Origin of the sequence: Amycolatopsis sp. DSM 110486 (assembly GCF_019468465.1) — a bacterium.
Classification (GTDB): domain Bacteria; phylum Actinomycetota; class Actinomycetes; order Mycobacteriales; family Pseudonocardiaceae; genus Amycolatopsis.
In genome coordinates this window covers 10,184,159-10,206,920 of the sequence record NZ_CP080519.1, presented here as the reverse complement: position 1 = coordinate 10,206,920, position 22,762 = coordinate 10,184,159, and the positions used below count along the sequence as shown (strand labels likewise).

20 protein-coding genes and 3 pseudogenes are annotated in these 22,762 nt (G+C 69.6%); 14 read left to right on the top strand and 9 right to left on the bottom strand.

Translation table 11 applies throughout. The features are described from left to right. Window positions 1-93: 93 nt before the first annotated feature. The 3 genes and pseudogenes from K1T34_RS49270 to K1T34_RS49260 form a co-directional block, all read right to left on the bottom strand. A pseudogene (locus tag K1T34_RS49270) lies at window positions 94-277 on the bottom strand (IS481 family transposase); the annotation flags it as partial. Between the two features lie 768 nt (window positions 278-1,045). After that, window positions 1,046-2,647, bottom strand: coding sequence for a carboxylesterase/lipase family protein (locus tag K1T34_RS49265; protein ID WP_255638141.1), 1,602 nt, complete (start codon window positions 2,645-2,647; stop codon window positions 1,046-1,048). Window positions 2,648-2,902: 255 nt separating this feature from the next. Further along, complete coding sequence (locus K1T34_RS49260) at window positions 2,903-3,367, bottom strand: hypothetical protein (protein WP_220241645.1); 465 nt, start codon at window positions 3,365-3,367, stop codon at window positions 2,903-2,905. Here K1T34_RS49260 and K1T34_RS49255 point away from each other — a divergent pair. The 4 genes from K1T34_RS49255 to K1T34_RS49240 all read left to right on the top strand — a co-directional run bounded on the left by K1T34_RS49255 (window position 3,320) and on the right by K1T34_RS49240 (window position 6,769). Continuing rightward, window positions 3,320-3,967, top strand: a complete 648-nt coding sequence (locus K1T34_RS49255) for a sensor histidine kinase (RefSeq protein WP_220241644.1) — start codon at window positions 3,320-3,322, stop codon at window positions 3,965-3,967. The two genes, K1T34_RS49260 and K1T34_RS49255, sit on opposite strands and share 48 nt — an antisense overlap. Further along, window positions 3,964-4,650: a response regulator transcription factor gene (locus tag K1T34_RS49250; protein WP_220241643.1), complete on the top strand. Its 687-nt coding sequence runs from the start codon at window positions 3,964-3,966 to the stop codon at window positions 4,648-4,650. The genes K1T34_RS49255 and K1T34_RS49250 overlap by 4 nt, the downstream gene beginning before the upstream one ends. A 79-nt stretch (window positions 4,651-4,729) precedes the next feature. Next, window positions 4,730-5,281 carry a hypothetical protein gene (locus K1T34_RS49245; protein WP_220241642.1) on the top strand — a complete coding sequence of 184 codons (552 nt, stop codon included), beginning with the start codon at window positions 4,730-4,732 and terminating at the stop codon, window positions 5,279-5,281. 294 nt (window positions 5,282-5,575) lie between these two features. Then, the gene (locus K1T34_RS49240; protein ID WP_255638140.1) at window positions 5,576-6,769 is read left to right on the top strand and encodes an FAD-dependent monooxygenase; all 1,194 of its coding nucleotides are present in this window, start codon (window positions 5,576-5,578) and stop codon (window positions 6,767-6,769) included. A 23-nt stretch (window positions 6,770-6,792) separates the two neighbouring features. Here K1T34_RS49240 and K1T34_RS55040 read toward each other — a convergent pair whose 3' ends face one another. Continuing rightward, window positions 6,793-7,227, bottom strand: coding sequence for an ANTAR domain-containing protein (locus K1T34_RS55040; RefSeq protein ID WP_220247815.1), 435 nt, complete (start codon window positions 7,225-7,227; stop codon window positions 6,793-6,795). 4 nt (window positions 7,228-7,231) lie between these two features. Further along, a pseudogene (locus K1T34_RS54340) lies at window positions 7,232-8,379 on the bottom strand (hypothetical protein). 538 nt (window positions 8,380-8,917) lie between these two features. Here K1T34_RS54340 and K1T34_RS49220 point away from each other — a divergent pair. After that, window positions 8,918-9,742, top strand: coding sequence for an SAM-dependent methyltransferase (locus K1T34_RS49220; protein ID WP_220241641.1), 825 nt, complete (start codon window positions 8,918-8,920; stop codon window positions 9,740-9,742). A 722-nt stretch (window positions 9,743-10,464) separates the two neighbouring features. Here K1T34_RS49220 and K1T34_RS49215 read toward each other — a convergent pair. Then, window positions 10,465-11,061 (bottom strand): TetR/AcrR family transcriptional regulator, encoded by a 597-nt coding sequence (locus tag K1T34_RS49215; RefSeq protein WP_220241640.1) that lies wholly within the window; start codon window positions 11,059-11,061, stop codon window positions 10,465-10,467. Window positions 11,062-11,169: 108 nt separating this feature from the next. On the opposite strand from K1T34_RS49215, the gene K1T34_RS49210 reads away from it, so the two are divergent. Both K1T34_RS49210 and K1T34_RS49205 read left to right on the top strand, forming a co-directional pair. Further along, a complete protein-coding gene (locus K1T34_RS49210) occupies window positions 11,170-12,051 on the top strand; it encodes an SDR family oxidoreductase (RefSeq protein WP_220241639.1) in 882 nt (293 codons plus the stop codon). Between the two features lie 340 nt (window positions 12,052-12,391). Next, the gene (locus K1T34_RS49205; RefSeq protein ID WP_220241638.1) at window positions 12,392-12,646 is read left to right on the top strand and encodes an asparagine synthase-related protein; all 255 of its coding nucleotides are present in this window, start codon (window positions 12,392-12,394) and stop codon (window positions 12,644-12,646) included. A gap of 73 nt (window positions 12,647-12,719) precedes the next feature. Here the strand turns inward: K1T34_RS49205 and K1T34_RS49200 are convergent, their stop codons facing one another. Then, on the bottom strand, window positions 12,720-15,962 hold the full coding sequence (locus tag K1T34_RS49200; protein WP_220241637.1) for a TIM-barrel domain-containing protein: 3,243 nt from the start codon (window positions 15,960-15,962) through the stop codon (window positions 12,720-12,722). A gap of 569 nt (window positions 15,963-16,531) precedes the next feature. On the opposite strand from K1T34_RS49200, the gene K1T34_RS54335 reads away from it, so the two are divergent. The 5 genes and pseudogenes from K1T34_RS54335 to K1T34_RS54325 all read left to right on the top strand — a co-directional run bounded on the left by K1T34_RS54335 (window position 16,532) and on the right by K1T34_RS54325 (window position 19,073). Next, complete coding sequence (locus K1T34_RS54335) at window positions 16,532-17,041, top strand: helix-turn-helix domain-containing protein (protein WP_255638136.1); 510 nt, start codon at window positions 16,532-16,534, stop codon at window positions 17,039-17,041. 192 nt (window positions 17,042-17,233) lie between these two features. After that, complete coding sequence (locus tag K1T34_RS49190; RefSeq protein ID WP_220241636.1) at window positions 17,234-18,226, top strand: DUF6454 family protein; 993 nt, start codon at window positions 17,234-17,236, stop codon at window positions 18,224-18,226. Beyond that, window positions 18,171-18,377 (top strand): annotated as a pseudogene (locus tag K1T34_RS55035) (undecaprenyl diphosphate synthase family protein); the annotation flags it as partial. The gene K1T34_RS49190 and the pseudogene K1T34_RS55035, both read left to right, overlap by 56 nt. Window positions 18,378-18,615: 238 nt before the next feature. Beyond that, complete coding sequence (locus K1T34_RS54330) at window positions 18,616-18,849, top strand: hypothetical protein (RefSeq protein ID WP_255638135.1); 234 nt, start codon at window positions 18,616-18,618, stop codon at window positions 18,847-18,849. Continuing rightward, complete coding sequence (locus K1T34_RS54325) at window positions 18,846-19,073, top strand: hypothetical protein (protein ID WP_255638134.1); 228 nt, start codon at window positions 18,846-18,848, stop codon at window positions 19,071-19,073. Before K1T34_RS54330 ends, K1T34_RS54325 begins: the two co-directional genes overlap by 4 nt. A gap of 110 nt (window positions 19,074-19,183) precedes the next feature. Here the strand turns inward: K1T34_RS54325 and K1T34_RS49180 are convergent, their stop codons facing one another. Continuing rightward, on the bottom strand, window positions 19,184-20,044 hold the full coding sequence (locus tag K1T34_RS49180) for an SDR family oxidoreductase (RefSeq protein ID WP_220241634.1): 861 nt from the start codon (window positions 20,042-20,044) through the stop codon (window positions 19,184-19,186). A 182-nt stretch (window positions 20,045-20,226) separates the two neighbouring features. Here K1T34_RS49180 and K1T34_RS49175 point away from each other — a divergent pair, with 182 nt between their 5' ends. Continuing rightward, on the top strand, window positions 20,227-21,099 hold the full coding sequence (locus K1T34_RS49175; protein WP_220241633.1) for a helix-turn-helix transcriptional regulator: 873 nt from the start codon (window positions 20,227-20,229) through the stop codon (window positions 21,097-21,099). Here K1T34_RS49175 and K1T34_RS49170 read toward each other — a convergent pair. Next, the gene (locus K1T34_RS49170; RefSeq protein WP_220241632.1) at window positions 21,000-21,653 is read right to left on the bottom strand and encodes a hypothetical protein; all 654 of its coding nucleotides are present in this window, start codon (window positions 21,651-21,653) and stop codon (window positions 21,000-21,002) included. The two genes, K1T34_RS49175 and K1T34_RS49170, sit on opposite strands and share 100 nt — an antisense overlap. A 47-nt stretch (window positions 21,654-21,700) precedes the next feature. Here K1T34_RS49170 and K1T34_RS49165 point away from each other — a divergent pair, with 47 nt between their 5' ends. Continuing rightward, window positions 21,701-22,717 carry an NAD(P)-dependent oxidoreductase gene (locus K1T34_RS49165; RefSeq protein WP_220241631.1) on the top strand — a complete coding sequence of 339 codons (1,017 nt, stop codon included), beginning with the start codon at window positions 21,701-21,703 and terminating at the stop codon, window positions 22,715-22,717. Window positions 22,718-22,762 lie beyond the last annotated feature (45 nt).

Here is a 22,762-nt window from a genome sequence, read left to right as displayed (position 1 = left end):
TGCCCCAGATGACAACCGAAGTCTGGGCAGCCCTGTCGAGGCCCTCCTCAGTCGTCTGCTGCGCGCGTACAGCGCCGTGGTGAGGGCACCTGTACGCCGTGGTGTTCGAGTGCCGCCGCCGTCGGGAATGCGGCCGGTCTTCTTGACCTCCATGCGGGGCCGGCTCGCCAGGTCGGTCCCGTTCGTAGCGCACCGCTGTGGTCTTGCCGGCCCGGATCACCTCGCCGATCAGGGGGCTGAGTGTCGCCAGTGGCGGGATACTGTTGCGGGCCAGCACATACGGTCTATTGTGGAGTGTGTAGTTCGAGGGCGGACATGGTTGCTGCCACGCCAGGTTCGGCAGATCGTTTGATCAGTGGGTGGCTGATCGTGCCGGGACCGCGGCCGTAGCCGTCGAGTTTGTGCTCGTGGGCCCACCTCGAGCCGACGGGGAGCCGGCCGCCATCGGGCTTGGCGAGCATCGGCTCAACCCAGGTAGGTGTGCGGGGGGTGGGGTGGGTGTGCGTGGTGCTCGATATTCGTGGTCAGGGCAGTGTCGGCGCGTGTGGTCTGTCGGCGGCCGAGGGAACGCTGAACAGCCTGTTCTGGACTTGCTGATGTTCACCGTCGCGCCCTCGATGCGGCTCTGACCTGCGAAGAAACATAAAGTCAGTACCGATCATTGAGCGGCGACAAGCCGGGCACGGCTGTCGAAGTGGTTGCCGACCCGAGGGGCGGCGGTGGACCTGCATCGACCCGATGAGATCGACTTCGGTGTGTGCACCGGCACCGCACTTGTCGACCTCTCGATGATCTTTGGGTGGGTCTGGAGCCCATGCCCGTCACCCCGGAATTACGCGCCCGTACGAGCGGGCTGGCCGTAGTGTCCTATGTGGTCTTCTTCCTGATCTCTCTCGCCCCTTCCCACTCTGCTGGGGCAAAAACGGCGCGGCGTCCGTCGTGACGCCGCGCGCTGATCGCCCGCCGGTAGCTTCTGCCTCACCTTTTTTTGTGATCTGGTACCGAGTCGGGAAACATTCTCTCGTCTCCTCGGATGGTGCGAGCGCTACCGTCGGACGGTCTGCCAGAACGGGCAGTGGTGTTCGGTTGAGAAGTCGATCTGCTGGGTGCCGGCGGCGGTGAAGGACGGCATGGTGGTCGGCTGGTAGCGCGGCCACCGCGGGGCGCCGTCGGCGTTGGGGTCGCCGGTTCTGGCGAAGGCGGCCCAGTACCCGATCAGCTGGTGGGACAAGGAGATTTGCCCGGCGTCCGGCGGGGCCGCGGGCGGTCCGGCGAAAGTTCCGTCGAACAGGTAGGGCAGTTCGGCGCTGTGCGCGGCGCCCATGGGGAAGTCGAGGATGTGCTGGCCGTCGTCCTGTGCGAATTCGTAGGCGTAGACGTGCGCGTACCGGGCGGCTGCCTGATCGGCGAGGGCCGCGGGGCACGCGCCGAGTTTTGCTCCGCGGCCGGTCAGCGCGGTGGCCAGTGCGATTCCGGGCGTCGAGAACCGGTCAGCCGGGTACTCCGCGAGCACCCGGTCGGTGTCGGGGCCGAAGAGCTCCCCCAGCGCGGCCGCATAGCCCGCAGCGGTCACGGGTTTTCCGCGGGCGTCGTTGTCGAGCGCGACGAACGGGCGCATTTCGTCGCGGTTGGTGCCTTGGATGATCGGAATGCCCGCGGCAAAGCCGTCGCGGAGTGCGTCGAGCGGCTGCCGGGGGAGTGCCGGGCTGCCGGCTACGGGGCTCCAGGGCATGTCGCGGAGCCGGTTGGTCGCACGGAAGGCGTCGTCGGTGTCCAGCCCGATCAGGTCGGCTGCGGGAATGGCGCGCAGGCAGGCCGCGACGTCGGCGGGTGCGGCACAGCCGAGGCGCGCCGCGGTGCGCCCGCCGCGTCGTTGTGCGTCCGGCTGCGACACGAAGCTGTTGCCGCACGGTCCACTCTGCACGATCGCCTTGTCGAACAGCCCTTGTGCTGCGGGCGCGGCGAGCTGGGCACAGACGCTGAACGCACCCGCGGACTGGCCGGCGAGCGTGACGTTGTGGGCGTCACCGCCGAAGGCCTGGATGTTCTCCCGGACCCAGCGCAATGCGGCTTGCTGGTCGGCGAGCCCGTAATTGCCTGCCCAGGTGTCGTGGAGCGCGGGTTCGTCGAGGAATCCCAGCGCTCCGAGCCGGTAGTTCACGGTGACGACCACAACGTCGCCGGTGACGGCCAGCCGGGACGGGTCGTAGTCGCTGCCCGCGCCGTTGACGAATCCGCCGCCGGGAAGCCAGACGAGGACGGGCAGGCGCGGGTTCCCGGACATGACGGGCGTCGTGACGTTCAGATACAGGCAGTCCTCGTAGCCGATGACTGTCGGCCCGCCTGCCGGATCGGAGCCGGGTTGCGGGCAGCGGTTGCCCGGGGCGGTGGCCGCCCGGACCCCGTGCCAGTGCGGGACCGGTGCGGGCACACGCCATCGCCGGTCGCCCACCGGGGGCGCGGCGTACGGAATCCCGGCGAACGTCCGATGCTCGCCGGCGACGACGCCGCGCAGCTGTCCGTCGTGGACCTGCACCAGATCGGGCCCGGCCGCCTCGCCCGAGGCCGAGCCGGGCAGGCAGGCGAGCAGCGCTGCTGCCGCGGTTACCCCGAGCCCTGCGCGGAACATCCTTCGAAAAGTGGTCATGGCGGGCATCATGCGGTGATCCGCGGCTGGTCCGCGTCGCGTCACAGGCGTATCTCCGGCTGCTCCCCCGGGAGTACGTCCAGGGGCGTAGCGGGAAATGCGCTTCCAGGCGGACGCGTCAGCGCGGCGACGCGCGGACGATGGCCGGGTGGCACCTCGCCGTGGAATCGCCGGGCACCGCCGTCTGCCGGGCGGCGGTAACCCGCTGCTCGGCTTGGCTTTCGCCGCGGCTGCGGCGGGAGTGGCGGCCGCGTTTCAAAGCGGGCCGTGGGCCGTGGGGTGCGTGACGGCCGCGGCGGCCGGTGCGGCCGTGGCGTGGTGGCGGGTGCGGCCGACGCTCGCCGTGGTGATCGGATTCGCTGCGTATGCGGCGGATCTGGCGTCGGGCGTGGCCCCCGCACCGGTGTTCCTGCCGCTGATCGTCACGTTCGCCGCCGCGGTGGTGCTCGGCAGCAGGCCGGTCGCGTACGCGGTTCTCGTCGCCGGGTATGTGCTGGCCGTGTTCGTTCCGGTGCCGGGCTGGGACCCGCCGAGCGTGGCGTCGGGGGCGGTTTGGCGGCGTGGTTCCTCGTGCTGGCCGTTGCCGCGGAACTCGTCCGGGTGCGACGGCAGGCGCGCCGCGCCCGGGAGGCCGAACTGGCGGGTGCGGCGCGGACCCGCCAGGAGCAGGAATTGCGTCGCGCCGGGGACGAACGCCTGCGGATCGCGCGCGATCTGCACGACGTTCTCGCTCACCAGCTGGCCCTGATCACGGTTCAGGCCAACGCCGGGCTCACTCTGCTCCCGCGGGATTCGCGAGCCGTCGAGCAGGCGCTGACGGCGATCAAGGACGCAGGCAACTCCGCGCTCGGGGAGCTGCGTGCAGCATTGGACGCACTCCGCTCGCCCGGTGCCGGGGCCGCTCCGTACCGTCCGAGCCCTCGGCTTTCCCAGCCCGGCGACCTCGCCGAACTGCTCGACGGAGCGCGCGCGGCGGGGCTGCGCGTCACGACTGACACCGCGGGCCCGCTGCCGGTCCTGCCTGCTCCGGTTGACCAGGCCGCATACCGGATCGCGCAAGAAGCGGTCACCAACGCGATCCGGCACGCCGGCGCGGGCGCGACTGTCGGGCTTCGCGTGGCCTGCACCGAAGGACGGCTGGAGCTGACTGTCACCGACGACGGCGGCGGACGTCCCGGCAGCCGGACGGCCGGAGGCGGCAACGGGCTGCCCGGGATGCGGGAACGCGCCACAGCGTTCGGCGGGATGCTCACGACTGGGCCGGTACCCGGAGGCGGTTACCGGGTGGCCGCCGTCCTGCCGATCGGCGGCGCCCCGTGACCGCGCCGGGCGCGATCCGGGTCGTCCTCGCCGATGACCAGGCACTGGTGCGCGCGGGTATCCGAGTGCTTCTGGAGACCCGCCCGGACCTCGTCGTGGTGGGCGAAGCCGACGACGGCGAAACCGCTCTCGCCCTCGTGCGGGAGTTGCGGCCCGACGTCGTCCTGATGGACATCCGCATGCCCGGCCTCGACGGACTGGCCGCGACCGCGCGGATCGCCGCCGACCCGACGTGCGGCGGGACCCGCGTCGTCATGCTCACCACGTTCGACCTCGACGAGTACGTGTTCGAAGCGCTGCGGCGGGGCGCGGCCGGATTCCTGGTGAAGAACAGCGAACCGGACGAGCTCGTGCGGGGCGTCCGCGCCGCCGCGGCCGGGGACGCCCTGCTCGCCCCCGGCGTCACCCGCCGGCTGATCGCCGAGTACGCCGCGCGGACGAAGCCGGCTCCGGTGGCCGCAGCGGAGATCGCCGCGCTGACCGAGCGGGAACGCCAAGTCCTGGCCCTTGCCGGAGCGGGACTGTCCAATGCGGACATCGGCGCCCGGCTGTTCGTCAGCCCGCTGACCGCGAAAACCCACGTCTCTCACATCATGGGCAAACTCTCGGTGCGAGACCGGGCGGGACTGGTCGTGCTCGCGTACGAGACCGGGCTGGTCCGCCCCGGCTGGATCGGCGAGTGATCGGTACTCCCGGGGGAGTGCCGGGAAACGCTCCTCCGCGCCGACGCGCTGGGACCCACCGGTTCCGCACGCTGGCGGCATGACCCCGACACTCAGCCGGAGAACCCGGCGGATCGCGCTCCTGGCTCACCTCGTGTCCTCGATGAGCTGGCTGGGACTGGACCTCGTGCTGCTGGCTCTCGGCGTGCACGCGGCAGCCGACCCTGCCGAACGGCACGCGTCATACCTCGTGATGGTGCTGCTGCTCGACACCCTCCTGGTGCCCGTGAGCCTCGCCTCGATCGGCTCCGGCCTGCTCCTGATGCGTGCGGGCCCGTGGCGTTTCCGGCGTGATCGCTGGGCCACGGTGAAACTGGTGGTCAGCGTCGTCGCTCTCCCCTTGGCCTGGTTCGCCTTGCGCCCTCGCGCGGCCCAGGCTGCGGCGGCGACCGCGCCCGGCGCCGATCCCGGGCCCTTGTTCGCGACGCTGTACGCGCCGGGCCCGACACTCGTCATCGCTCCGGCCGTCGCTTGCGCGCTGTACCTCGCCGCAGCGGCGCTCGGCGTGTACAAGCCATGGCGCGCCCGGGCATCCGGTCGGCACGCGCCGGGGAGCTTCCGCTCGAATGCCGTCGACTCACGATCCGGATAGCCGATGAGAGCGGGTCAGGAAGCGATGCTGCACCGACGTTCACCTTCCATGAGGGCCGGCACACGCACAGCACGTGGCCGACCGAGGACGGGGATCCCTGAGGTCGCGCGACGGGCGCGGTTGGGGCGGAAGATCCCAGCGCTGGCCCTATTTTGCCGCGCCTTGTCGTGAAGCATCGAATCCAGGCAAGGGCGGGCTCGGGGAAACTCACGGGTTTCGAGCCGAAATCGCCGGACGGACCCACCGGCGACCGTACAATCCGGACTGAGATTCGGACGGGTGAGTGGGGGCACGGTGAGCGGTGTCAAGGTGTTGGTGGCGGGGGCGAGCATCGCGGGGCCGGCGCTGGCCCATTGGCTGCGCCGGCGGGGCGCGGAGGTGACCGTGGTGGAGCGGGCCCCCGGGCTGCGTCCCGGCGGGCAGGCGGTGGACGCGCGCGGGGTGACCAGGGAGGTCATCCGGCGGATGGGGCTGGACGCGACGGTGCGAGCGGCCCGCACGGAGACGGCCGGCGCGTACACGGTGGACGTCGACGGGACCGTGCTGCAGACCCACAGCGCGGACGACGACGGCGGCGACGGGTACATCTCGGAGATCGAGATCCTGCGCGGGGACCTGTCCCGGGTGCTGTACGACGACACTCGCGACGGCGTCGAGTACGTCTTCGGCGACCGGATCGTCGAGCTAAACCAGGACGCGGACGGCGTCGACGTGGTCTTCGCGGGCGGCGAACGGCGGCGCTTCGACCTGGTGGTCGGGGCGGACGGGCTGCACTCGGCGCTGCGAGACATGGTCTTCGGGCCGCGCGAGCGGTTCGTCCGCCACCTCGGGCAGGTGCTGGCTTTCTACAGCGTGCCCAACGAGTTCGGGGTGGATCGCTGGGTGATCGACTACCAGGAGCCCGGGCGCTCCGCCGGCCTGCGGCCCCTCCCGGACGACACCCGGGCGATGGCCATGCTCTTCTTTTCCATGGCCGACTTCGACGTCGACTACCGTGACATCGAAGCGCAGAAGCGCCTGCTGCGCGAGCGGATGGCCGGCTTCGGCTGGTTGACCCCGCGCATCCTCGCGCATCTGGACGACACTCCGGACTTCTACCTCGACCAGGTCGCCCAGGTGGTGATGGACCGCTGGTCCAGCGGCCGGGTGGGGCTTCTCGGAGACGCGGCGTTCAGCTCGTCGCCGCTGTCCGGGCAGGGCACCGGGATGGCCTTGGTCGGGGCCTACCTCCTGGCCGGAGAGCTGGCCGCGGCCGGGTGGGACCCGAAGGCCGGGTTCGCCGCCTACGAGGGGCGGATGCGCTCGTTCGTCGAGGCCAACCAGGAGATCGGCCGGTTGCACGCGCTCAGCCGCGACGTCCCCGGGCCGGACGCCGAGCCGGCCCCGGAGCCCGACATGGAGGCACTCATGGCGCTGGTGGAGCGCGCGCTCAACGGCATCGAGCTGCCCGACTACGCCGGGGTGCCGGACGCCCGGGATTCGGTCTGACGCTGCCCGGTCTGCCTGGCGCGTCAGGTGGCGACGTCGTGCAGTGTCACCTTGGTGGTCTGCGACGATTCGACGAGCAGTCGAAAGGCCTGGACTGCGTCGATGTCGTGGCGCTGCATGAGGATTCCCTTGGCCATACCGATGACGTCGCGGCTTTCGATGGCGACGTGCAGCTGCGCTTCGGTCTGGGCGCCGACGAGCGCGACGGCGGCGTGGGTGGCGAACACGCGCCGGTACTGCTCGGTCCGGTCGCTGAACGCGTCTACCTGAGCGGCGCAGAGGTTCTGGGCGCCGAGGGTGTTGTCGAGCCGCTCGAAGAGTTTGCCACGACGGTGGTCGCCCTCGAGGCTTTGCGGAAGGAGGGTGAACTCGTCAGACAGGCGGCCGCGAATATCACGGAAATCTTGCGAGGTTGAAGTCCTGCTCGGTCGTTGGGCATCGCCTGTGGTGCAGTGCATGAGCTCAAGCACTCGGGTGTCGGTGGCTGGTGGTGTCCACGTCGGCGAACAGGTCGCTGAGGTCGTCGATGCGGTCGAGGACGTCGTCGGCGGTGAATGCCAGTTGGTCGGCGCGCCGGCAGGTGCCGACTTCGTCCCCGGTGATCGGCGTGGACGCGGTGGGGTGGGCGCGGCCGCGTAGCGAGTAGGGCGCGATCGTGATCTTGGCTGGGTTGTTTGGGACCAGTCGATGAACACCTTGCCGTTGCGCTGGGCCTTCGCCATCACCGCGGTCACCTCGCCGGACGTTTCCTTCGCGAGCCGCCGCGCCAGGCGTTTGGCGTACACGGCGGGCGCGCTGGAGTCGCGTGTGCGGATTCCGCAGTACACCTGCAGGTTTAACCGGACCGCGAGCTCGCCGGTGAGGGTGACGCGCGCCCCGATCTGCTGGCCGAGCCGCGGCTCCAGGGGCAGGGACAGCCCGATCTGCTGCCACGCGCCACCGGTGTCGCGGCGAGCGACCACGACCTCGCTCGGCTCTTCGGGATTGCCGGCCACGCCGACGACGACGGCGTCGACGACGGTCACCTGCCGCACTTTCACCCACGCATCGGTCCGGCCGGGGCGGTAGCGGGCGTCGAGCAGCTTGGCCACGACCCCCTCGATCCCGACATCGCTGGCCTCCGGCCGCATCCACGCCATCGCAGCGTCGCGGTCAGTCGTGCTCGGCACCAGCTGCAGCGGCGGCGCGACACCGGCGAGCAGCTGCCCCAGTCGAGCCCGCCGATCCCGGTACGGGTTGGACCGCGCGTGGTCCTCAGGTCCGGTGGTGAGCACGTCGAACACCGCGAAGTAGATGCTCACCCTCGCCTTCGCGCGCGCCGCGGGGCGCGAGGTGAGCGCACCGAAATCCAGCCGGCCGTCCCGCAGCGCGACGAGCTCGCCGTCGAGCACGACGCCACCCAACTGGGCGCCCGCGCACACGATCTCGGGGAAGCGGTCGGCCAGGTTGTTCTCCTGACGCGACTGCAGCACCCCGAGCTCGGCGAACAGGACCGCGCGCCACCCATCCAGCTTCGTCTCGTACGCCCACGTCCAGCCCGGGCGCGACACCGGCACCTCCCGTGCGGACTGCGCCAGCGGCAACCGCACCGGCGGCCGGACCGCGGCCATGGCTACCCGGTCTCCACGCCCGGTTCGCCGGCCCGCCGCGGCTCGCATAACGTCGCCATCCTGGCCTCCCGGGTCCGGCAGCCGGGACCTGTAACACCGGCGCGCCTGGGCGCGAGCGTAACTCCGGCAGCCTGCTTGCGCGCGGGAAAAGTGCAGGTCACACCATCCATCAGGTGGAGGCCGAGCTGCCCTGCGACCTATCGCGCGCGTCGTGGCACGCGACCTGCCCGCGCGCGGCGGCGCATCGCCGCAATGTCCAGGGACACCGAGAGGGGCTGGGCGTCGACGTCACAGCGCCACGCGGCGAGCAGCCGCATCAGCCTGTCTTCTGTCGAGTCCTCATGGCGCACACCACCAGGTCGCCGCCGGCCGCGCGCCCGGTCCCGCCGCACGGTCACAGGCAGCGCGGACGGCTGCTTTGTGATGATCGCGAGAGCGCTGGCGACGATGTCGGGCAACGTGCGCGGACGACACCCGGGTCCCTCATTACGGTGGGCACTCGGTCAAAGTCGCGGCGCAACCGCATAGCGGTACTTTGATGGTCATGAGCGAGCGCGACGACGACTTGGCGACGGTTATCGATCCGACCGTGCCGAGCACCGCCCGGATCTACGACGCGGGCTTGGGCGGCAAAGACAACTACGAGGTCGACCGGGAAATGCTGCGCAAGGTCCAAGCCGTGGCGCCCGAGGTGACCGAACTGGCCATCGTCGCTCGAGAATTTCTGATCCGCGCCGTGCGCTTCTTGGCCCGCGACGTGGGCATCGACCAGTTCCTCGACTGCGGTTCCGGGCTACCCACCGCCGAGAACGTCCACGAGGTCGCACAGCGGTCCAACCCCGACGCGCGCGTGGTCTACGTCGACAACGATCCGGTGGTGCTCGCCCACGGCCGGGCGCTGCTGGCCGACAACATGCAAACCCACTTCGTCAGCGGCGATATCTTCCAGCCCACGAGGCTGCTGGCCGATCAGACCGTGCGCGGCGAGCTCGACTGGGACAAACCCATCGCACTGATCCACTCGATGAGCCTGCACTTCTGCGCCGACGACCCGGCCGCCGTGCTGCGTGATTATCTCGACGCCCTGCCGTCAGGATCGTATGTGGTGTTCAGCCACGCCTTCGATCCCGAAGACGACGAGTACAGCGTCGTCGCCCGTAACATCGAGCGCGTGTATCAAGGCGCCTCCTCAGGGCGGATCCACTTCCGTACCCGCGCCGAGATCAACACCATGCTCGCCGGACTCGAGCTGCTCAAACCTGGCCTGGTACAGCCAGCCGACTGGTGGCCCGGGGGCCCCCGCGTGCAGCCACTCAAACTCTCCGATCACTGCCTGCTCGCAGCCGTGGGCCGCAAACCCTAACCGAGCCGCTGACGCGGCGGCAGATACGTGACCGCGCTGCCCCTTTTGGGTTTCGCCGAGCCAAGGGTCCCTCCTCGAGCACGGCCTGGGCGCGGGCGGCGTCATGGAAGTCGGGCAGGAGGATCCAGCGGCTGTTTCGGCGACGTCGCTGCGGTGGTGGGCGTGTTCACCTGGCTCGGCTGGAACCCCTGCGCCAGCTGATCACTTCTTCGGCGGCAGCAGCTCCGGCAGCTCAGGGCCGGGTTGCCCACTTCAGCTTGTCCGTGTCCGGCTCCCGGTGCATGCGCGGCATGCGCTCCCACACGGCTGGCAGGCGCGGCACGCCCACCAGCGTCGGCTGGCCGTCCGGATCACCGGGATATGCGGGCGCGCCATCCTGGTTCAGGCCGTCGAGCCCAACGTACAGCCCAAGGCCGAAATTGGGCGGCGATGGTGGGCTCGGTTGGGCCAGAACGTAGTCGACAATGTCCCCGACGTCGTCAGGCCCGGCCCGGTGAGCCCCATCCAACTGTCGTCGGGGGCTCAGGCGTTTGGTGCACGAAGTGGTGACAGATCTGAGAGTGTGTCTGAGATCTTGGTCGGAGTGGGCGGCCCACCGAACTCGCCGCCTTCGACCCACGGGGTGGATGACCCAGCAAGGTAACAGGTTCCGTGCTTCTCGTTCGGAAGTGTCGGAAACCTGTGTGCTCCCAACTGGTCTGAGGCTGTGTCCAGGAGCAGGTTCACGTCTTCGCGGTGGTCGAGTCTCGAAGCAGTCCGGCGCGGTCGCGGATCGCTTCGAGGGCTGCCGCGGCGTGTGACGAGAACGGGTCCGCATGATCGCCGGCGTTGATCCATTCGCGGAGGCCGGCGCTGAATGCCAGGATCAGCATCTCGGCGGCGAGACGCGCGGTCAGCTCATCGACGCCGCGGCCTGTGAGCGCGTCGGCTGCCGCGGTCGTGGTCCGTGCGATCTTCAGCAGCCCACGCTCCTGCACGTCCATGTTCGCGTCGGCAATCCGGCGCCGCTGAAGGGCTCTGGGGCGCTGATCAGCTGTCATCCTCGCGTCCGCCGCGTGCAAGGCGGACAGGAGACAGGCGGGCACGTCGGCATCCGTCGGTGCGGAGCGGATCGCGTCGGAGAACAGGATGGCGAGCTCGTCCTCTCGACCGAAGAGGATCTCGCGCTTGTCGGCGAAGTGCCGGAAGAAGGTCGCGCGATTCAGGCCGGCACGTTCGGCGATCTGAGCCACCGTCGTGTTCTCGTACCCCTGAGCGGAGAACAGCTCGAGCGCGGCATCCTCCAGTCGCTCACGCGCATCCGGCGCCCATCTGCTCATGCTCACACGATAACCGATGCGACAGCATCGCATCACTCCCTTGACGCGACTGAGTCGCATCATCTAGCTTCAATGCGACACAGTCGCATCACTTGCAGGGAGCATCACATGCGCATCTTCGTCACCGGCGCCTCCGGCTGGATCGGATCCTCAGTTGTCCCCGAACTCATCCACGCCGGCCACGAGGTCATCGGCCTCGCCCGTTCCGACACCGCCACCGCCACGATCGAGCAGTTGGGCGCCGAAGCCCGCCGTGGCGGCCTGGACAACCTCAACACCCTCCGAGACGCGGCGGAAGAGAGTGACGGCGTCATCCACCTCGCCTACGCCCACGAACTCGGGCAGATCGGCGGCGCCCCGGCCGATGCCGCCGCCATCGACACGTTCACGAGCGCGCTGGAAGGCACCGACAAGCCGCTGCTCGTCACCGGCGCGACCATCACCGTGCCGGGTCGAGCCGCCACCGAGCACGACGAGCTGGTGCCAGAGGGGCCCATCGCTGCGCGCATCAAGAACATGCAGGCCGCCCTCGCCGCCGCCGATCGCGGAGTCCGCGTGAGCCTTGTCATGATCCCGCGATCCGCACATGGCAAGGGCGAGCAGCACGGCTTCATCCCCCAGCTCGCCGCCCGGGCAAGGACAACCGGAGTCTCCGCGTACGTGGGCGACGGGACGAACCGTTGGCCGGCCGTGCACGTCAAGGACGCCGCGGCCCTCTATCGGCTCGCGATCGAGAAGGCGCCTGCAGGATCGGTCCTGCACGCCGTGGGCGACGAGGGAGTCGCCTTCCGCGACATCGCCGAGGCGATCGCGCGAGGCGTCGGCGTGCCCGCGCAGTCCCGCCCCGCCGAGGAGTTCGGCATGCCCCTCGGAGCACTCCTGGGCACCGACATGCCCGCCTCGAGCACGATCACCCAGCAACTGCTCGGGTGGACACCGATACACCCCGGCCTCATCGACGACATCGAAGAAGGGCACTACTTCGCCTGACGACCCGCAACCGGAGCAGCCAACAGTCTGACACCCCTCCGCACCAGCGCCACGACTTGCGCCTCAGGCACGCTTTGCGCCGCGTCACTGCCCTAAACGCGCCATTTCGGGATTCGGGGGGCAAGGAAACTACTGCTGGAACTCCGTCACCGCCAACTGCTGTCCCATGTCCGGCGACGAGCGCGGCACGTGTTCGCCGCCGCCCTTCTCGGCTGGGCCCCAGTCCGAGAAGGTTCGGCTTCCGACGGCGTGCTGGGTTTGGTTCACGGTGATGCCTTGGTTGCCGAAGGTGACAGTGCTGGTGGGGCGGTGGTGCCGTTAGGAAACCCGAACATCCCGGGTGACTCTTGCCGGTGCGGCTGTGGCGAAGGGCGCGCCAACGAGGACGAGCTCGGCGGCGACCACGCTCGCAGCCGCGGCCATCGCCGCCCGGTGGTGCCGCGAGCGCGGAGACCGGCTGCGCACCTTCTCCGTCGGCACTGCCGAATCCGCCGACCTCGCCGCCGCGCGACGGGTCGCTGCCCACTTGGGCACCGAGCACTTCGAACGGACCCGGCGCTGTGCCTACCCGCGGCGCGGGACTGTCCGTTCGTGACCAGGCCGGCGCGCCGTCATCGCGACTCGACGGGATGCCCGGCACCGAGGAGGGCGGCACCGGGCACCCCCGGCTACGAGTTCAGCAACCGCACGGTGAGCGGCCGCGTGACCGGCTGCGCCGGCGTCCGCACCGTCACGGTCTTCGTCGCCGGGTCCCAGGTCCACGTGTTCTCCGGGCTGCGGTGACCATTGATGAGCACCGCCGACGGTGCCTTGGCGTCGGTGAACCGCACGGTCCAGGTGCGCTGCGTCGGCCGCCCACGGTACGACCCGTGTGGGGCGTCGATCGCGAGTGTCGCCGAGTGGGCGTCCTCGGTGTAGGTCATGCCGGTGGTGGCGCCCTTCGCCGAGGCCGACTGCCCGTCGTCCTCGTAGAGGGTGAACGCGCCCCGGTGGCCGCCGGCCACGGTGACCGTCGCGGCGGTCAGCGGGTGGCCCGCGTCGCCGGGGACGTCGCCGCTGCGGGTGACCATGATGCCGCCCGAGCGCAGAAACACCGGCATCGTGTCCCAGCCCGTGGTGATCTGCGCCGTGGTCCCGCCCCGATAGGTCTTGCCCGTGAAGTAGTCCGTCCAGTCGCTGCCGGGCGGGAACCACACACTTGTGGTGGCGGTTGTGCCCGGGCTCGTCGCGGGAGCCACCAGCACGTCCGGCCCGTACAGGTACTCCGCGCCCGCCTGGGCGTAGGCCTCCTGGCGCCCGGGGTACTGCAGGTACAGCGGCCGCACGATGGGCAGTCCCGTCGCGGTGGCCTGCTGCGCGAGCGTGTACGTGTACGGCACGAGGTCCTCGCGCAGGTTCAGGAACTTCGTCGCCGACGCGTCCGCGGCGGCCCCGTACTGCCACGGCAACCGGTCGCTGTGGTTGGAGTGCAGGCGATCGACCGGCTGGAACGTGCCGAACTGCACCCAGCGCGCGTACAGGTCGTCCGGCAGCTTCGTGCTACCCGGCTCGCTCCCGGGTTCCTGCAGGCCCCCGGTGTGGCCGCCGATGTCGTGGCTCACCGAAGCCAGGCCGGTCGCCGCGGACTCGCCAGGCGTGTAGCCGACCTCGAAGCCCAGCGTGGCCCAGTCGGAAACGGTGTCACCGGTGAAGTGCAGAGTGCTGCGCTTGTCGGCCCACGGCCCCGTGGGCACCGCGGTGGGCGAGCTGTAACCACCGGCCTGCAGCGAACCGTACGCGCGGGAGAACGCGAACCCGCGGCCGACGGTCTTCGCCGCGTCGTCGGCGTACTGCTGGTTGATCCACGAGTCAGGGGTGACGCCGGCGAGGGTGGAGCTCGATCCGTCGCAGCACCAGTCGAGCCACCAGAGGTCGTTGCCCTGCTGCTCCATCGGCCGGTGCAGGTCGAAGTAGGCCCGCAGCTGGTCCGGATCGCCGAAGTCGAACACGTAACAGTCGGTGCCCCCACCGCCGCAGCTGCCGGGCTTGAGCTTGCCCTTCGCCGTTGCCTGGGCGGCGGGGAACTGGGGGTCGGAGGCGAGGATGCTCGGGTGGACGTTCAGCGCGGTGTGCAGGCCCTGGTCGTGCGCCCACTGGAAGAACGCCGCCGGGTCGGGGAAGCGGGTCGGGTCGATCTCCCAGCCGTTCCACTTGTTCGGCGACTTGAAGTCGGTGTCGACCACGAGCATGTCCAGCGGCACGTTCTGCGACCGGAACTTCGGCAGGATCGTCTGCTCGAAGTCCCCGGCCGTGCGGTCGTAGTACTCGGAGTACCAGACGCCGTACGACCAGCGCGGCAGCAGCAGGGACGGACCGGTCAGCTGGGACAGCTCGCGCAGCCCGCGGGCGTAGTCCTGACCGTAGGCGAACACGTACCCGTCCTGGTAGGCCTTGCCACCGTGCGCGGGGCGCTGCGTGACGACCTTGGTACGCGGGTCGTACAGCGCCGAGGCGGTGTCGTCGAGCAGCGACCAGCCGTCCTGGTAGAGGATTCCCGGGCTGGTGACGGCGGTGCCGTCCACGCCGTCGAGCCCGCGCCGGTAGCCGCCCAACGCCGCGTGCGGCGCGAGCAGCGCCGAGTGGGGCCGGGTGACCGCGACGGTGTCGATGTTGAGGTGGCAGTTCGTCGAGTCGGGGCAGCCGAGCGTCACGGTGTTGGTGCCGGCCGCGAGCTTGACCGGGACGGCCGTGGTCCGCCACGAGTTCCAGCTGCTCGTCGCGGGCAGCGTGAGGCTGGTCGGTGCGGCGTCGCCCACCTGGAGGGACAAACTGGTGGGTTGGGTCTGGCCGGAGACAGCGATCGCGTCGGCGTAGCGCAGTTGCAGGTCATACGAGCCGTTCGCGGGCACGCCGGTCACCGCGAGCGCGCCGGCCGCGCCCGCGCGCTCCATCCCGGCGAGGAAGCCCTTGCCGGAGTAGCCGTCGTGGTCGCTCGCCGCGTGCGCGCCGCCGACCAGGGCGCCCTGCTCGGCTTCGCACAGGGCGCCGAAGGCACAGGGTGTGGGTGCGGACGGGACGGGCTGCGGGTATGGCGCGCCCGTCGTGACCACGGCGAGGCTGTCGATGTTGACGTTGCCCGAGTCGGTGGCGCCGCGCTCGACGGTCACCTGGTGCTCGCCCGCGGGCAGCGTCACGGGCACGGTGGCGAGCGTCCAGGTGTCCCAGTCGGTGGTGGGCGGCAGCGACGCCGGGTGCGGATCGCCGCCGTCCACGAGGATCGTGAGCGTGCGGGTGGTGTGCTGCCCGTCGCCGCCGGATCCGTTGGCGTACCGCAGATCCAGCTGGTAGGCGCCGGCCGCCGGGGCGGTCGTGCGGAACGCCAGGTCGTCGCCGGCGTTGGCGAAGCCCGCGGCGAAGCCGTCGCCGGTGTAGCCGCGGTGGTCGCCGGCGACGCCCGGCCCGGACAGCTGCAGGTTCTCGGCCTCGCACAGGGTGCCGAACGCGCAGGCCGGGGTCAGTTTGCCCGCCCAGGGGCGGGCCGTGACGTCCTGGCCGCCGGTGCGCAGCCCGACGGTGAGGTTGTCGTCGGAGAACGCGCCTGAGCCGAGCTTGTAGCGCAGCTGGACGGCGCTGGTCCGGATGGTCAGCCAACCGTCGCGCTTCGTCGCGGTGTAAGGGGTTCTGGCGAAACTGCCGCGGCCGACCGCGTTGAAGGTACCGGCGTCGACGAAGGCGGAGTCACCCGCGTACTCCGTCCGGATGAGCGTCGGCGACAGGACCTCGAACCTCGCCTGCCCGGCGGTGACGGTTTGCCCGGCCGGTGCGGAAACCGGTGTCGCACCGGCGGAAACCCCCGTCGACACGAGGGTGCCCGCGAGGCACACGGCGGCCAGCAGCCGCACCAGAAGTCGTCGTCGGACCGATTTCGCCACCGCATGCCTCCCCTGGACAGACCCTCGGCGACGCTACTTCGTGAACGATCAAGGATGAAGACGCGGGCACAAGACTGTCCGGTGATCTGTCCTGCACCCAGGTGATGTCGGTCGCCGACGCGTTATGGGCCTGGCCGCAGCCGGTTGCGAGGAGTCGAGAAAGTCGGCCGCAACTTGTCTCCAAGCGAGCGGATTGCCGGAGTCAGAGGTGTCAAAGAAGACGTGTTCGATGCTGAAACGCTACCAGTGGAGGACGATGATGACTCGTCTGTCTCGTGCTGTTTTGCGTGAATTATCGACGCACCTCTCTTCTTCAGTTTCAATCGTGAACTTCTTAGCCATCTGTATCGCCCTTCATTGTGTCGATGTGTCATGTGGTCGATCTGCCGAATAGTAGCGTCCTGAAATCGCGGCCAGTTGGACGGCATGTGCGTTGACGAGGCTCTTTGGTCTTCTTGCGAGAGACTATTGACTGCTCGGTGGATCGTCAGCATGGATAGTAATGTGCTCCGGCGAACACTTCCCTGAATCTGTCTCGATGGTCGACGAGAAATGCATAGGAGTCCGTCATGGAAACCGAACCCGACCACTGTGCTGTTGCTGCTGCGATCCGGGAGGTTGCAGGAGTGGTGAATGCTGCTGTGCCGGGGCCGCCGGCGGATCCGGACGCGCTGCTGACCGCGGAACAGGTGGGGGAGTTGCTGCAGCTGTCGCCGAGGACGTTGAAGGACCAAGCTGCCGCGAGAATGCTGCCGCATCACCGCTTCGGCAAGCACTACCGGTTCACCCGTGGCGATGTCGCCGAGATGGTGCGGCTCAGCGCTGCCCCGGGGCGGAGTAACAGAGAAGAGGCGTCAAGGATGGCCTTCGGCCAGGAAGAGCCCGGCATGGGTGAGTGGCGTGCCCGGTACAAGCGTCCGGATGGGACGTGGGGGAGCAGGTCTGGGTTTCCCACTAAGAAGGCTGCTGAGGACTGGGGGCTGGAGCGGTGTGGTGCGACGGTGTGCTTGCCGAGATGTCGTCTCTGCGCAGGTCAGGCGGCGTGGTGGTTCTCGTTGCGGATGCCGCCCAACCGCTGACGTCGGCGGATTTCGAGCTGGGTGACGGCTGCTTGATCGATAACCGGTTGAGCACGCGGAATCCCGACCCGCTGAGGAGAACCTGGATTCCCGCACCCAGGCATCAATCGGTGGATCCAGGTTTAGGCAACGTTCGCGATCCGGTCCGTCGATCTTTACGAACCGGCCAGACGCTTCCGGCAGCGTCGACCCATGAGAATCCTCCCCGCCAGGTCCACTGCCGAGCGCTCGAGCTCGCGCCACCGCACGCGCCTCGCTGTGATCGCGGGCGCCGCCCTTGCCGTGGCCGGCATCGCCTCCACCGCTGTCGCCGCGACCCTGAGCGACCCGGCTCCGATCCAGATCCAGGCCGGCCCGGCCGCGCAGCCCCCGAAGGACAATGTCAAGGCCCCGGGCGCCGACCACCGCGACGCTCCGCTGGTGGCAGCCTTCGAGCAGGTCAACCAGAACACCGTCTGGACCAAGTCCGGCTCCATCCCGCAGACCTGGCAGCCTGCCGGCGTCGACTTCGAGCAGGAGGGCTTCAAGTACTACAACGGCCGCTACTACATTTCGGTCTACGACCACACCGCCAACGACGGTCACCTCGTCATCCTCGACAAGGCCGGCGCTCTCATCAAGGACATCGCCTTCGTCGACGGCGCCCGCACCCACGCCGGCGGCTTCGAGGTCTATGGCGACTACGCCTATGTCCCGCTCGCGGTCGACTCGGCGCACAGCTCGGCCGACATCCTGCAGATCAACATCAAGACCTACCAGGTCAAGACCCTGTTCACGGTCGACTACGACCACGTCGGCGGCGTCATCTACGACCCGGTGAAGAAGACCCTGGTGGGCCAGAGCTGGGATTCGCGGACCTTCTATGAGTGGACCCTGAAGGGCAAGCTCGTCGACACCTGGCAGAACCCCTCGGACTACGTCGGCTACCAGGACTGCCAGTACGTGCCGTACGAGAAGATGCTCTGCTCCGGCGCCTCTGAGGGCATCCAGGCCCACGGCGGGTTCGACCTGATCGACCTCAAGGACCCGGACCACGCGATCCTCAACGGCTACCCGACGAAGATCGGCGGCGGCAACGCCAACGAGATCCTCGCCACGCCCACCACGGACGGTGTGGTGTTGACGCAGTATGACGCGGGCGGTTCCATCGACACCTACACCACCACGATCCACGACGCGGACTAGCGCCGTCACCGAGTCCCAGTTTGCGAAATATCTCCACGTCCCCGACCTGCCCGACGTTGACCTTCTGCTGCGAACCGGTGCCGGCCGGCGCATCTCGAATTTCTTGCCCTGGCAAGCCGCATATGCCGAATTGGTCTTCATTGACAAGTCGTGGCCGGAATTCACCCACCACGACCTGCGGTTTGCCATCGATTCCTACTCTCGGACTGGAACGGAGTTCCGTTCACCCGGCCGTTCCAGCGGACCCGGGACACCGTTCGCTTCCTCCGGGAAGCCTTGGCCGGCGGCCGGGTCGAGCAGGATTACGAGACGTTCAGCGTACGGGGATTCCGCCTCGACCGGGCGTCGGCGGTGGCGCCGCGGATCCTCGTCGCCGCACTGCGACCGGGATGCTGCGCCTGGCCGGCCGGGAAGCCGACGGTGCGGTCCTGAGCTGGCCGGCCGCCACCGACGTGCCCACCGTGACCACGCACATCGGCTCCGGGGCACAGGTCGCGGCGCGGATCTTCGCCGCTCCCTCGGAAGACACCGACGAAGTGCGGAAGACGGTGCGGCGCATCATGGCCGGGTTACCTCACCGCGCCGGTGTACCGCGCGTTCCAGGAATCGCTCGGACGCGGTGAGCAGTTTGCCGAGCTGTGGCAGCGGTGGGATCACGGCGATCGCAGGGGGTGCTGTCGCCGCGATCCCCGACGAGGCCGTCGACGCTCTCGTCGTCCACGGCAGCCCGGCCGATTGCGTTGCGCACATCAATTCCTATGTGGACAACGGCGTCACCGTGCCCGTCATCCTCCCGATTCCCGTGGGGATGACCACTCACGAGGCGGCGCTCCGTCTGGCGCCGTGATGATTCGCTACGTCGCGGCGCCGGTGTTGAACGGCGCGTTGGACCGACGGCCGCCCCGGTCGATGACGGAGGCGGCCGTCCGAAGCACTGGTGTTGGGGCGGCTCGCGGATCAGGCTGCCGTGATGTCGGTCAGCGGCGCGCTCTCCTTGTTCTCGTCCAGGGTCGCACGCAGCGCGTCGACCTTGGCCGTGGCGTAGGTGTGGGCGTCCGAACCGAGCAGCTGGCGAAGCGGCCCGTTCCCGGCGACCACGTTGTCGATGATCCGCGCGACGCCGCGGACCGGGTCGCCGAGCTGGGTGCCCTGCAAACCGAGGTGGTTGCTGACCATTTCGCGGATCGCCGGGTAGGCCTCGGTTGTCGTGGCCGGCAGGGCGAGGGAGTCGGTGGTGAGGAAGTCGGTGCGGAAGTACCCGGGCTCGACGACGGTGACCTTGACCCCGAACCCGGCGACCTCGGCGGCGAGGGCTTCGCTGAGGCCTTCGAGCGCGAACTTGCCCGCGCAGTAGAGGGCCCACCCGGGCATGGTGGTCAGGCCGAGGACCGAGGACACGTTCACGACGTGGCCGCTGCCCTGCGTGCGCAGGATCGGCAGGGTCGAGCGCAGGACGTTCCACGCACCGACGACCTGGACGTCGAGCATGTCGCGGACGTCGGCGGCACTGGTTTCCTCGACGGCGGCAAGGAAACCGTAGCCCGCGTTGTTCACAACGACGTCCAGCGCGCCGAACCGGGCCGTGGTCTCCCGTACCGCACGGTTGACGTCGCCGCTGTCGCGCAGGTCGACCTCCAGTGCGAGCAGGCGCGTGGTGTCGGCACGGCCCTGCAGGGCACCGGAGAGCCGCTCGGTGGAGCGCGTCGTCGCGGCGACGTTGTCCCCGCGCTCGAGAAGCTGGGCGACGAGTTCGAGGCCGAGACCCCGGGAAGCGCCGGTGACGAACCAGGTCGCGGGCCGGTCGGCGGGATAGCTCATGGTGTTTTCTCCTTGTGCGGTGGCACGGTCCTGAAACCGTTGCCGGCTGTCCGGTGCGATTCCCAGCCTGGCAACTGAAAGGGCGTTGTGGACCGTCATCTCGCGCCCTGCAAGGGCCCGGACGCTGTTGCCTAGGACTCAGAGGACCAGGCGGGCCGGCGATCGCCGTGCACAATGGACACATGCCCGAGAAGAACCAGGAACTCGCCGATTTCCTGCGCCGCGCCCGCAGCCAGTGCGACCCGGCCCGATCCGGGTTGCCGACCGATTCCCGGATCCGGCGCGTGCCTGGCCTTCGCCGCGAGGAAGTGGCACTGCTGGCCGGTGTTTCCACCGATTACTACGCCCGCCTCGAACAAGGACGCCGCATCGTGCCCTCGCCGGCTGTGCTCGAGGCGCTCGGCCGTGCGCTGAACCTCGACGCGGCGGGGCGGGCCCACCTCGAGGACCTCGTCGGCTTGGTCGGCGCGGGCAACCGCGCCCGGCCGACCGCGGTGCAGCGCGTGCGCCCTGGCCTTTACCAGCTTCTCGGCGCCTTCGACAGCCAGCCGACCCTCGTCCTGGGCCGGCGCACCGACGTGCTGGCCGCCAACCGGATGGCGCGGGCGCTGTTCGCCGACTTCGACGCCATGCGCCCGAGCGAACGCAACTACGCGCGGTGGATGTTCCTCGACGACGACGCGCGTTCGCTGTTCGTCGACTGGGACGTTCAGGCGCGCGCGGTGGTGGAGAACCTGCGGCTGGAGATCGGCGCCGACCGCCACGACCGGGGCACGGCCGCGCTGATCACCGATCTGCGGGAGCGGAGCACCGAGTTCGGGCAGTGGTGGGACGAACACCGCGTCTACCAACGCACCCACGGCGCGAAACGCCTGCGCCACCGCGTTGTCGGCGATCTGACCGTCGACTACGAAACGCTCACGCCGGTCGGGGACCCGGACACCACGCTCTACGTCTACACCGCGGAACCCGATTCGCCGTCACAGCGTGCGCTGAACCTGCTGGGCAGCTGGGCGCTCTCGGAAGGGTCCTTGATGCCACCGCCGGCGAAGTGAAGCCCGGAATCGCGCTCGCGAGTGTGGTGTCTCACGAGGACACCGGCGACGAGCGTGACCGCAGCCAGAACCATAGCGAAGGTCGTGGCGCCGCCGGTGAGGCCCACGGCGACGCTCAGGTAACCGGCCGCCACGGGGAGAAGCGCTGCGGGAGTGTAGCCGCCGAAGTCGAGCAGGGCGTTGGCCTCGGCTCGCCGGTGGGCGGGCGCGTGGGTGCTGATCATCGTCAGCCCGCCGAGCTGGCCGAGGCCTTGAGCGGCGCCGGCGAGGATCGCGGTCACGACGATGGCGGGAAGCCGCCGCGCGTGCACGGCAAGCACCAGCGAACCCAAGCAAGCCAGGGCGGCGCCGAGCACGTCCGTCAGCAGCGCCGGGCCGAGCGAGAGCACGAACGACGTCGAGGTGATCCCGGGCGCGAAGACTGCGACGCCGAGAGCGACGTGCTTGCGGTGGGCGCGCGGCACGGCGGGTACGCGGACCCGGCCGCCACCGGTGTCGGTGCTCACCCCGCCCTCGCGGCTGGGCAGTGGCCCGGCCTCCTCGGCGGGGAACACAATCCGGAAACTCGAAATCGACTTCGTAGAACGCGAAAGGTGAACGGATGACTGCGGGCAAGCCCAAGCTGCTGATCCTCGATGACTGGGAGGGGGAGATCGGGCGCTCGGCGGCACTGGACACCATGCGCACGCTGGCCGAGGTCCACGTGCTCCAGCAGCCGCTCAGCGAGACTCCGGACGAGCTCGTTCGTGACGCGCGGTTCATCATGGCCGTGCGCGAGCGCACCCGCATCGATGTCGGCGTGCTCGATCGGATGCCCGGTCTGGAGATGATTCTCCAGACCGGCGGGCACGCCTACCACATCGATCTGGAGGAAGCCGCCAAGCGAGACATCGTGGTTCCTCTGTGGCGGGAAAATGCAGCCTGTGAGGCTGCGGTGCGTGAGCTGACGATCGGGCTCATGATCGCCGCGCTGCGTCGGGTGCCCGAGGCGGTCCGCGATGCCGACGCCGGGGGCTGGATTCAGACCATGGGCGGCACGCTGCGTGGGCGGCGGCTCGGGATCCTCGGTCTCGGCCTGCAGGGTCGCGCGGTCGCCCGGCTGGCCAAGGCCTTCGAAATGGATGTCGTCGCCTCGGCCAGCGAAAGCGGGAACACGAAGAGTGTCGACGGAATCCCGCGGATCCCCCTGGACGAGTTGCTGGCGACCTCAGACGTGGTCAGCGTTCACCTGCGGCTTTCGGAGCGCTCGCGTGGCTACCTCAGCCGGGAACGGCTGCGGGCGATGAAGCCCGGATCGGTGCTCGTCAACACCGCCCGCGGCGCGATCGTGGACCAGGACGCGCTCGCCGAGGCCCTCGCGGACGGCCCGCTCCGGGCCGCCGGCCTGGACGTGTACGTGCACGAGCCGCTCCCGGCAGACTCGCCGCTGCGGACTCTGCCCAACGTCGTCCTCACTCCTCATGTCGGATGGGTGGTGGCAGAGGCATTCGCTGAATTCGCCCAGGGCGCCACCGATCAGTTGGCCGACTACCTGCTGGGCAAGCTGCCCGAGCACGAGCTCGCCTTCGCACCGCGCAAACGGCAGGTGCCGGGGCACCTGGGAGGTGTGGTCGGGTGAGCCCGTCGCGTACCAACCACTGGATCCGGGGCCACGACACCGCCC

Excerpts from the sequence above, each read along its gene's own strand:
- K1T34_RS49175 (WP_220241633.1), top strand. The coding sequence starts at position 20,227 with ATGCCCGAGAAGAACCAGGAACTCGCCGATTTCCTGCGCCGCGCCCGC.
- K1T34_RS54335 (WP_255638136.1), top strand. The coding sequence starts at position 16,532 with ATGGAAACCGAACCCGACCACTGTGCTGTTGCTGCTGCGATCCGGGAG.
- K1T34_RS49165 (WP_220241631.1), top strand. The coding sequence starts at position 21,701 with ATGACTGCGGGCAAGCCCAAGCTGCTGATCCTCGATGACTGGGAGGGG.
- K1T34_RS49215 (WP_220241640.1), bottom strand. The coding sequence starts at position 11,061 with ATGAGCAGATGGGCGCCGGATGCGCGTGAGCGACTGGAGGATGCCGCG.
- K1T34_RS49265 (WP_255638141.1), bottom strand. The coding sequence starts at position 2,647 with ATGACCACTTTTCGAAGGATGTTCCGCGCAGGGCTCGGGGTAACCGCG.
- K1T34_RS49245 (WP_220241642.1), top strand. The coding sequence starts at position 4,730 with ATGACCCCGACACTCAGCCGGAGAACCCGGCGGATCGCGCTCCTGGCT.
- K1T34_RS54330 (WP_255638135.1), top strand. The coding sequence starts at position 18,616 with ATGCTGCGCCTGGCCGGCCGGGAAGCCGACGGTGCGGTCCTGAGCTGG.
- K1T34_RS49190 (WP_220241636.1), top strand. The coding sequence starts at position 17,234 with ATGAGAATCCTCCCCGCCAGGTCCACTGCCGAGCGCTCGAGCTCGCGC.
- K1T34_RS49210 (WP_220241639.1), top strand. The coding sequence starts at position 11,170 with ATGCGCATCTTCGTCACCGGCGCCTCCGGCTGGATCGGATCCTCAGTT.
- K1T34_RS49220 (WP_220241641.1), top strand. The coding sequence starts at position 8,918 with ATGGTCATGAGCGAGCGCGACGACGACTTGGCGACGGTTATCGATCCG.
- K1T34_RS55040 (WP_220247815.1), bottom strand. The coding sequence starts at position 7,227 with ATGCACTGCACCACAGGCGATGCCCAACGACCGAGCAGGACTTCAACC.
- K1T34_RS49180 (WP_220241634.1), bottom strand. The coding sequence starts at position 20,044 with ATGAGCTATCCCGCCGACCGGCCCGCGACCTGGTTCGTCACCGGCGCT.